This is a genomic window from Streptomyces phyllanthi (assembly GCF_009377205.1).
In the GTDB taxonomy this organism is placed as follows: domain Bacteria; phylum Actinomycetota; class Actinomycetes; order Streptomycetales; family Streptomycetaceae; genus Streptomyces; species Streptomyces phyllanthi.
On the sequence record NZ_VJZE01000417.1, the window covers coordinates 1 to 8,277 of the forward strand.

Here is an 8,277-nt window from a genome sequence, read left to right on the forward strand (position 1 = left end):
TCGTGGGGGCGGGTAGGGGCGGCGAGGGCCCTGTCAGCGACCCGGGCGTACCGTCACGTCGTGGACCTCCGCGTCGCGCGGCAGATCCAGGGCCATCAGGATCGTCGTGGCCACCGACTCGGGGTCGATCCACTGGGACGGGTCGTACTCCTTGCCCTCCTGCTGGTGGACCTTGGCCTGCATGGGGCTGGCGGTACGGCCGGGGTACACCGAGGTGACGCGCACACCGCCCGCGTGCTCCTCGTGGCGCAGGGAGTCGGCCAAAGCCCTCAGACCGTGCTTGGAGGCGGCGTACGCGGACCAGTCTCCGTAGGCGTGCAGGCCGGAGCCGGAGTTGAGGAACACCACATGACCACGGGCCGCGCGGAGTTGAGGCAGGAAAAGGCGGGTGAGCTCGGCCGGCGAGACCAGGTTGACGTTCAGCTGGTGGCGCCACGACTTCGGGGTCAGCTCGCCGACGGCCCCGAGTTCGATCACGCCCGCGCTGTGCACCAGGGAGTCCACCCGGTCCGGGAGCGTCTGGTGCGAGAACGCCCAGCTGAGCTTGTCGGGTTCCGCGAGATCACCGACCAGCGTCCTCGCCTCGGGAAACTCCGCCGCCAGTTCCTTCGCACGCCCCGCGTCGCGCGCGTGCAGCACGAGCTCGTCCCCGCGCGCGTGCAGACGGCGCGCGACGGCCGCGCCGATGCCGGAGCCCGCTCCGGTGATCACATGTGTAGCCATGGCTGCCATGCTCGCATCACCGTCGCGTCACTCGACGCCCTGGCTCTCCTCCAGGTACGCGAGCGCCCCCACGGGCTCCTCCGCGAAGAACACGAGGTCCGAGAGCGGACGGGGCAGGAAGCCCTCGTCCTCCATGCGCCGGAACTGCTCCTTGAGGCCGTCGTAGAAGCCGGCCGTGTTGAGCAGCACCACCGGCTTGTCCGTGTGGCCGTGCTTCTTGAGCTCCAGGATCTCGGTCGCCTCGTCGAGCGTGCCGGTTCCACCGACCATGATGACCACGGCGTCGGCCTTCTCCAGGAGCAGCCTCTTGCGTTCGGACAGGTCGCGCGCGATGACCATCTCGTCCGTCCCCGGCCGCGCCCTGGCCGCCAGGAACTCCACGGAGACGCCCAGCAGGCGCCCGCCGGCTTCCTGCACCCCGTCCGCGACCACCTTCATGAGCCCGACGTCCGAGCCGCCCCACACCAGCGTGTGCCCGCCCTTGCCCAGGAGCTTCGCGAACTCCTTTGCGGGGCGCGTGTAACGGTCGTCGAGGTCGGCGGCGGAGAGGAAGACGCAGATGTTCATGAGCCCACGCTACGGGCCTCCACTGACATCCGAGTCGACATCGGAGCCGGCGACGGGGCCGGCAACGGGGTTGACCTCCGACCCGACGACCTCCGACCCGACGTCCGGGACGACATCCGCCATCGCGGTCAGGCGGATCTTCGACTGGCCGTGCGGCAGCTTCTCCCAGTCGTCCATGAAACGGGCCGACAGGCCGTGTCCGGCGGCCAGTTCGACCAGGGTCTCGGTCCGGTAGTAAAAGTCCTCCCGCAGGACGTGGTGCTCCCTGCCCTCGGTCCGGTCGAAGGTGAAGTCGAAGAAGCCGCCGGGTGCGAGGACACGGCCGACATGCGCGAAGCACTCCTCGATGACGTGTATCGGCGAGTGCGAGAAGACGCTGTGCGCGTGGACGACGTCGAAGTGCGCGTCGGGCAGGAAGGCGAAGGTGAGGTCGTCGGCGATCGTCAGGTACGGGAGTTTGGACTGCAGCCCCTCCCGTACGAGGGTGTCCTGGGCGGCGAGCAGGATGTGCGGCGAGATGTCGATCCCGTAGTAGTGACCGCTCTCCAGGTGGTCGATGAACAGCCGCCCCGCGCGCAGGTTCCCGCAGCCGATCTCCAGCATCCGGTGGTGCGGCCGCAGTCCGTGCCGTACGAGGTAGTCGAACTGCATCCGGCCCAGCTTCGCCCATCGTTCACGCGAGGGGTTGTACCCCACCGCCGCCTCGACGCTGCGGGCGCTGTCGGAGGCCATCACGGCCCGGTAGTACGCGATGTGGTCGTGGCGGTACCTGAGCCGTAGCCAGGCGTCACGGGCGGCCCGCCGGGCGTGGGCGGGGACGCGCTCGGGGTTGCGCAGGGCGTAGCGGACCTTGTGGGTGAGGCTCCTGCGGTTTCTGGACGGGTCTGCGGTTCCCATGGCCACCTCCGGGGGGCGGGAAGAACACGACAGCAGCGTGCGCTGTACTCGACGAGACGGCCACCCAGGGAGGGCAATCGTGACCACAGGGCACCGCATCACCATCGAGCAGAGCACCGAACACGTACGCGCCGTGCACGACGGCCACGTCCTCGCGGAGACTACCCGGCCCCTGCTGCTGCGCGAAACAGGTTGTCCCGTGCGGTACTACATCCCCGAAGGGGATGTCCGTATGGACCTCCTGACCCCGTCCGAGACCCACACGTACTGCCCCTTCAAGGGCACGGCCTCCTACTGGTCACTCCCGAACGCCGCTGACCTGGTGTGGGCGTACCCCGACCCGAAGCCGGAGGTCGCGGAGATCAAGGGGCACCTGTGCTTCTACGAGGTGGACGTCGTGTGACCGTCGAGTTTCCCGTCAGGTCGCCGAGGCGCGTCAGGCGACCGACGCTGTCGCCCGGCGCGTGGACGCGATCGTCGCCGACCCCACCACGCGGGTGCCGTCGTACAGGACGATCGCCTGGCCGGGGGCGACGCCGCGGACCGGGTTCGTGAAGGTCACGTCGAGGGCGTCGTCGTCGACCGGTTCCGCCGTGACCTCCGTCTCGCCGCCGTGGGCGCGGAGCTGGGCGGTGTACGTGCCCGGGCCGGAGGGGGCCGCCCCGCACCAGCGGGGCTTGACGGCGGTCAGGCCGCTGACGTCGAGCGAGGCCGCCGGGCCCACCGTCACCGTGTTGGTCACCGGGGAGATGTCCAGCACGTAGCGCGGCTTGCCGTCGGGGGCCGGGGTGCCGATGCGCAGGCCCTTGCGCTGGCCGATCGTGAAGCCGTACGCGCCCTCGTGGGTGCCGACCTTGGTGCCGGACTCGTCCACGATGTCGCCCTCCGCCCTGCCGAGGCGGCCGGCCAGGAAGCCCTGGGTGTCGCCGTCGGCGATGAAGCAGATGTCGTGCGAGTCCGGCTTCCTCGCGACCGCGAGGCCGCGGCGCTCGGCCTCCGCGCGGATCTCGTCCTTGGTCGTCACCGTGTCGCCCAGCGGGAACATCGCGTGGGCGAGCTGCTTGTCGTCGAGCACGCCGAGGACGTACGACTGGTCCTTGGCCATGTCGGAGGCGCGGTGCAGCTCACGCGTGCCGTCCTCGTTCACGATCACCTGGGCGTAGTGGCCCGTGCAGACCGCGTCGAAGCCGAGGGCCAGGGCCTTGTCCAGGAGCGCGGCGAACTTGATCTTCTCGTTGCAGCGCAGGCAGGGGTTCGGGGTGCGCCCGGCCTCGTACTCGGCGACGAAGTCCTCGACGACGTCCTCACGGAAGCGCTCGGCGAGGTCCCAGACGTAGAAGGGGATGCCGATGACGTCCGCGGCGCGCCGGGCGTCGCGCGAGTCCTCGATGGTGCAGCAGCCGCGCGCACCGGTGCGGAACGACTGGGGGTTCGCGGACAGCGCGAGGTGGACACCCGTCACGTCATGGCCGGCTTCCGCCGCCCGGGCTGCGGCGACGGCGGAGTCCACACCACCCGACATGGCGGCGAGGACGCGGAGGGGACGGGGGTTGCGCTGCGGAGTCTCAGTCATAACCCTTCAAGGGTAAGGGGCCCCGGGAACCGAAGCCCGCGAGTATCCGTTGACGATCTCGTGGGAACGAGAAAGGCGTCGAAGGACGCGGACAGGCGCATCGGGCGTCGTGCCCTGCTCATCGGCGGGGCGGCGGCCGCCGCGGGCACGGCCGCGCTCGCGCGCGACGAGCTGGGGCGCCTGTGGTGGCGGGTTCCCGGTGTGGAGAAGCCGCGCAAGGAAGGCGAGGTCGACTACACGGGAGCCCGGTGGGTGGCGGCGTCGGACGCCAACTGGCGGCGTGCGGACCGGCCCGACGACTACGGGATAGACATGGTGGTCATCCATGTCACCCAGGGCAGCTTCGACAGCGCGGTGAAGGTCTTCCAGGACCCGGAGCACGGCGCCGCCTCGCACTACATCGTGCGCAAGGACGGTCACATCACCCAGATGATCCGCGAGCTGGACGTCGCCTACCACGCGGGGAACCGCGACTACAACGAGCGGAGCATCGGCATCGAGCACGCCGGCTTCGTGGAGCGGGCCTCGTCCTTCACGGACGAGATGTACGAGGCGTCCGCGCGACTCACGGCCCGCATATGCGCGCGGTACGACATCCCGCTCGACCGCGAGCACATCATCGGCCATGTGGAGGTGCCGGGGACGGATCACACGGACCCCGGCACCCACTGGGACTGGGACCGGTACATGCGGCTCGTTCGGAAGGCGGGTACGGGCGCGGCCTGAGACCTACCGGGCACGGCCTGAGACGTCCCGGGCGCCGCCTGAGACCTCCCGGGCACGCCCGAGCCACGTCGCCCGGAGCCTGTGGCGCGGGCGATCGTATGGCCCGGATCGCCGGAACCGGGGTCACGCAGGGCGGAACCCGGGTCACGCACCGCCCTCGAGCAGAGTCTTCAGCGTCTGCTCGTTCCGCGGCATCTCCTTCCGCGCGTACGGGCGGAGGACCAGCGGGACGACCAGCCTGCCGATCCCGTGGCTCTCGAAGTCGAGGGACAGGGTCAGACGCGAGCGCTCCCCGTCGCCGAGCGGTTCGATGGTGCCCTTGACGTGCCCCCGGATCGGACCGTCGACGCCGTCGAGACGCCAGCTTCTCGGCGGATCCAGCTCGGTCACCTCCGTGGTCATCGGAATCTCACGGCGACCGATCCGCCGGGTCACCACGACTCTCGATCCCACCCCGAGGAGGGCGTCTCCCACGGGTCGGACCGACACGGCGCTCTCCTGCCACTCGGGGAGATGCGAGGGGTCGGTCACGTAGGAGAAGACGTCTTCGGGGCGCCGGGAGATGTCGACACTTTCCTTGATCGCAGGCATGCGATCCCCTTTGCGCTACCTTTGCGAGCTTTCGTCGGTTTACCCAAATCGTCTCATCAGAACAAAGTGGCGCAACTCGGATAAAAAATCATGAAATAGGGTCTTCCATCTGAAGATGGACGTCCTATCCTGATAACAGGCCTACGGGACGAGTGAGGGAGTTCGACCGGAGTAGCCGACTCTGGCGAGAAGTTTCGGCTTCCGCTGGTGCCGACGTCGACGGTCGAGCTGAGAGGCCGGAAGGCCGTGGATCGTAAGGTCCACGACTGGAAGGCGACCCCCAGTCACCTGATCCGGGTAATGCCGGCGAAGGGAACCCGTCTCGTAGGTCGTTTTCGTGTGCTCAGGAGCGGTTCAGGTGAGCCCCGCCGTACGCGCCCGCTCCACCGCCGGGCCGATCGCCTTCGCGACCGCCTCGACATCCGCCTCCGTGGAGGTGTGGCCGAGGGAGAAGCGGAGGGTGCCGCGCGCCAGGTCGGGGTCGGTACCCGTGGCGAGGAGCACATGGCTGGGCTGGGCGACGCCCGCCGTGCACGCGGACCCGGTCGAGCACTCGATGCCCTGGGCGTCCAGCAGCAGCAGGAGCGAGTCACCCTCGCACCCCGGGAACGTGAAGTGGGCGTTGGCCGGGAGCCGGCCACCGGGAGAGGGGTCCCCGCCGAGGATCGCGTCCGGGACGGCCTCACGGACCGCGACGACCAGGTCGTCGCGCAGGGCGCCGATCTCCCGCGCGAACCACTCGCGCTGCTCGGCGGCGAGACGCGCGGCGACGGCGAACGAGGCCACGGCCGGGACGTCGAGGGTGCCGGAGCGGACATGACGCTCCTGGCCACCGCCGTGCAGCACGGGCACGGGGCTGTACTCGCGGCCGAGGAGGAGCGCGCCGATACCGTACGGGCCGCCGATCTTGTGACCGGACACCGTCATCGCGGCAAGGCCGGAGGCACCGAAGTCGACGGGGACCTGACCGAACGCCTGGACCGCGTCGGCGTGCAGCGGAACGCCGAACTCCGCCGCCACATCGGCCAGGTCGCGGATCGGCATGATCGTGCCGATCTCGTTGTTGGCCCACATGACGGTGGCCAGGGCCACGTCGTCGGGGTTGCGGGCGATGGCCTCACGCAGGTCCTCCGGGCGGACCCGGCCGTACGCGTCGACCGGAAGGTACTCGATGGTGGCGCCTTCGTGCTCGCCCAGCCAGTGGACGGCGTCCAGGACCGCGTGATGCTCGACCGGGCTCGCGAGGACACGCGTACGGGCGGGGTCGGCGTCGCGGCGGGACCAGTACAGGCCCTTGACGGCGAGGTTGTCGGCCTCGGTGCCGCCGGAGGTGAAGACCACCTCGCTGGGGCGCGCGGTGAGGGCCTCGGCGATGGTCTCCCGGGCTTCCTCGATGGTGCGGCGGGCTCTGCGGCCGGCCGCGTGCAGCGAGGAGGCGTTGCCGGTGATGCCGAGTTGGGCGGTCAGGGCTTCTGCCGCCTCCGGGAGCATCGGTGTCGTCGCTGCGTGGTCGAGGTAAGCCATGGTGGCCCCGATTCTACGGGGGACGGATCGCCGACCTCGGCCTCCGGTCCCCAGGGCGGACGCGACTCGCCCCCAGCCGCCCGCCGGCACTTCCCCCGGGCGCCCGGACTCCCTCAGAAGCTCCAGGAAACCGTGTTGTCCAGCTGCATCAGCGTGACCAGGACGACGAGGTCTGCGACGCCGAGCCCGAGTCCCAGATAGGCGCGGCCCGGGCGGGTGGTACCGCGCCACAGGGCCACGGAGGCCAGGACGATGGCGATCGGCCCCAGGAAGAGGTTCAGCACGAGGAGGCCCAGGAGGCCGAGGATGAAGGACGCCACGGCCATGCCGTCGGCATCGCGGGCTCCGGTACGGCGGTGCGGTCGCTGTGCGGTGAGTTCCATGGTCGGTCAGCTCCCAGCAGGTGGGCGAGGACGGCCGGGGGTGTGGAGTCGGTCAGTGGGTGGGGTGGTGACGTCGGCGGCCGTGGCGCTCACGCACCGCGAAGACCGCGAGCCAGGCGCCGATGACGGCGGCGGCGACAAGGGTGACGGGCAGCGGCGCGTGGGCCACGGTGCCCAGCACGGTGCCCAGGAGCAAAAGGGCGGCGACGAGGAACAGCATGGTGTTGCGCCTCTCTGGACTCTCTACTCGCTGAGGTCTCGGGTTTCCGGATTCTGGATTCTGGATTGGATTCTCCGGATTTCTCCGGCTCCTCCGGCGTTCAGTGAACGATTGTGGTTACAGTTGTTCACTGACTGACAAGTCTAGCGCGCCTCGCGGCTTTCCCCTTACAGAGAACAGTTGTTAACTACATGTCATGAGTCACACTCTCGGCATCCGGCAGGCCCAGAAGCAGAAGACCCGGCAGGCGTTCCTGGACGCGGCACTGGGCCTGCTGGAGGAGCAGAGCCTGAGCAGCCTGGGCCTGCGCGAGGTCACCCGCGCCGTCGGGGTCGCCCCGACCGCGTTCTACCGGCACTTCCGCTCGACGGCGGATCTCGGCGTGGCGCTCGTCGAGGAGGCGCTGGGCAGCCTGCACCCGATGATCGGGACCACGGTGTCCCCGGCCGGCGACAGCGACCAACGCATCGGGCGCGCCGTCGACCTGATCGCCCGCCACGTCGACGCGTACCCCGCACATGTCCGCTTTATCGCCCGCGAGCGACATGGTGGAGTCCAGTCGGTACGGGAGGCGATCGGCGCCCAACTGGCCCGGTTCGCCGAGGAGGTGAAGGCCGAGCTGGCCAAGCACCCGGAGTCCGCGGGCTGGAGCGACGACGACCTGCTGATGCTGGCCGGTCTGTACGTCGACCAGATGCTGATGACCGCGTCGCTCTTCCTGGGGGCCCTGGACGCACCCGAGGAGGAGCGCGCCCGTGTGGCCGATGTGGCGGCCCGCCGTATGCGGCTCATCAGCATCGGGCGCCACCACTGGCTGGGATGACACAGGGCGGGCGCGGGGCGGCCTACGCGACGACGGCCGCTCACGCCCGTACGGCACGGCACACGTACGCGGTGGCGCCCCCGTCCACCGGGCGCGCCACCGCGTACGTACAGGCTCCCGAGAATCCCCAGGGCCTCGGGCCTTCGGGCTCAGCTCTCCTTCGCCGCCTCCTGCGTGGCCGACTGGCTGGGCGCCTGTCCCTGCTGACCCGGCTGGCCCTGCCCCTGCCCGCCGCCACCCGGGCCACCGC

Annotated in this window: 12 protein-coding genes; 4 read left to right on the top strand and 8 right to left on the bottom strand. The window is 70.0% G+C overall.

All coding sequences use genetic code 11. From position 1 onward, the window contains the following. Positions 1-33: 33 nt before the first annotated feature. Genes FNH04_RS36375 through FNH04_RS36385 form a run of 3 tightly spaced genes read right to left on the bottom strand, consistent with a single transcriptional unit; the run spans position 34 to position 2,187 of the window. Positions 34-732 (bottom strand): SDR family oxidoreductase, encoded by a 699-nt coding sequence (locus FNH04_RS36375; RefSeq protein WP_152790109.1) that lies wholly within the window; start codon positions 730-732, stop codon positions 34-36. An 18-nt stretch (positions 733-750) separates the two neighbouring features. Beyond that, positions 751-1,290, bottom strand: coding sequence for an LOG family protein (locus tag FNH04_RS36380; protein WP_152790110.1), 540 nt, complete (start codon positions 1,288-1,290; stop codon positions 751-753). 9 nt (positions 1,291-1,299) lie between these two features. Next, on the bottom strand, positions 1,300-2,187 hold the full coding sequence (locus tag FNH04_RS36385) for a class I SAM-dependent methyltransferase (RefSeq protein ID WP_152790111.1): 888 nt from the start codon (positions 2,185-2,187) through the stop codon (positions 1,300-1,302). Between the two features lie 79 nt (positions 2,188-2,266). Between FNH04_RS36385 and FNH04_RS36390 the strand changes: the two genes are divergently transcribed. Further along, positions 2,267-2,590 (top strand): DUF427 domain-containing protein, encoded by a 324-nt coding sequence (locus FNH04_RS36390; RefSeq protein ID WP_322724852.1) that lies wholly within the window; start codon positions 2,267-2,269, stop codon positions 2,588-2,590. A 33-nt stretch (positions 2,591-2,623) separates the two neighbouring features. Here the strand turns inward: FNH04_RS36390 and mnmA are convergent, their stop codons facing one another. Then, positions 2,624-3,760: a tRNA 2-thiouridine(34) synthase MnmA gene (gene mnmA, locus FNH04_RS36395; RefSeq protein ID WP_152790113.1), complete on the bottom strand. Its 1,137-nt coding sequence runs from the start codon at positions 3,758-3,760 to the stop codon at positions 2,624-2,626. Between the two features lie 60 nt (positions 3,761-3,820). On the opposite strand from mnmA, the gene FNH04_RS36400 reads away from it, so the two are divergent. Next, positions 3,821-4,486, top strand: coding sequence for an N-acetylmuramoyl-L-alanine amidase (locus tag FNH04_RS36400; protein WP_322724854.1), 666 nt, complete (start codon positions 3,821-3,823; stop codon positions 4,484-4,486). A gap of 144 nt (positions 4,487-4,630) precedes the next feature. Here FNH04_RS36400 and FNH04_RS36405 read toward each other — a convergent pair whose 3' ends face one another. The 4 genes from FNH04_RS36405 to FNH04_RS46870 all read right to left on the bottom strand — a co-directional run bounded on the left by FNH04_RS36405 (position 4,631) and on the right by FNH04_RS46870 (position 7,204). Beyond that, a complete protein-coding gene (locus FNH04_RS36405; protein ID WP_152790114.1) occupies positions 4,631-5,077 on the bottom strand; it encodes an SRPBCC family protein in 447 nt (148 codons plus the stop codon). 354 nt (positions 5,078-5,431) lie between these two features. Next, positions 5,432-6,601 carry a cysteine desulfurase family protein gene (locus FNH04_RS36410; protein ID WP_152790115.1) on the bottom strand — a complete coding sequence of 390 codons (1,170 nt, stop codon included), beginning with the start codon at positions 6,599-6,601 and terminating at the stop codon, positions 5,432-5,434. 113 nt (positions 6,602-6,714) lie between these two features. Next, positions 6,715-6,984: a DUF4190 domain-containing protein gene (locus FNH04_RS36415; protein ID WP_152790116.1), complete on the bottom strand. Its 270-nt coding sequence runs from the start codon at positions 6,982-6,984 to the stop codon at positions 6,715-6,717. Between the two features lie 52 nt (positions 6,985-7,036). Beyond that, complete coding sequence (locus tag FNH04_RS46870) at positions 7,037-7,204, bottom strand: hypothetical protein (protein ID WP_194236925.1); 168 nt, start codon at positions 7,202-7,204, stop codon at positions 7,037-7,039. Between the two features lie 196 nt (positions 7,205-7,400). On the opposite strand from FNH04_RS46870, the gene FNH04_RS36420 reads away from it, so the two are divergent. Beyond that, positions 7,401-8,027, top strand: a complete 627-nt coding sequence (locus tag FNH04_RS36420) for a TetR family transcriptional regulator (protein ID WP_152790117.1) — start codon at positions 7,401-7,403, stop codon at positions 8,025-8,027. After that, on the top strand, positions 8,024-8,277 hold a 254-nt coding region (locus tag FNH04_RS48170; protein WP_228031810.1), incomplete at its 3' end, for a hypothetical protein. The genes FNH04_RS36420 and FNH04_RS48170, both read left to right, overlap by 4 nt.

Bases quoted from the DNA above. Each gene is read 5' to 3' on its own strand.
- FNH04_RS36375 (WP_152790109.1), bottom strand. From the start codon at position 732: ATGGCAGCCATGGCTACACATGTGATCACCGGAGCGGGCTCCGGCATC.
- FNH04_RS36380 (WP_152790110.1), bottom strand. From the start codon at position 1,290: ATGAACATCTGCGTCTTCCTCTCCGCCGCCGACCTCGACGACCGTTAC.
- FNH04_RS36385 (WP_152790111.1), bottom strand. From the start codon at position 2,187: ATGGGAACCGCAGACCCGTCCAGAAACCGCAGGAGCCTCACCCACAAG.
- mnmA (WP_152790113.1), bottom strand. From the start codon at position 3,760: ATGACTGAGACTCCGCAGCGCAACCCCCGTCCCCTCCGCGTCCTCGCC.
- FNH04_RS36405 (WP_152790114.1), bottom strand. From the start codon at position 5,077: ATGCCTGCGATCAAGGAAAGTGTCGACATCTCCCGGCGCCCCGAAGAC.
- FNH04_RS36410 (WP_152790115.1), bottom strand. From the start codon at position 6,601: ATGGCTTACCTCGACCACGCAGCGACGACACCGATGCTCCCGGAGGCG.
- FNH04_RS36415 (WP_152790116.1), bottom strand. From the start codon at position 6,984: ATGGAACTCACCGCACAGCGACCGCACCGCCGTACCGGAGCCCGCGAT.
- FNH04_RS46870 (WP_194236925.1), bottom strand. From the start codon at position 7,204: ATGCTGTTCCTCGTCGCCGCCCTTTTGCTCCTGGGCACCGTGCTGGGC.
- FNH04_RS36420 (WP_152790117.1), top strand. From the start codon at position 7,401: ATGAGTCACACTCTCGGCATCCGGCAGGCCCAGAAGCAGAAGACCCGG.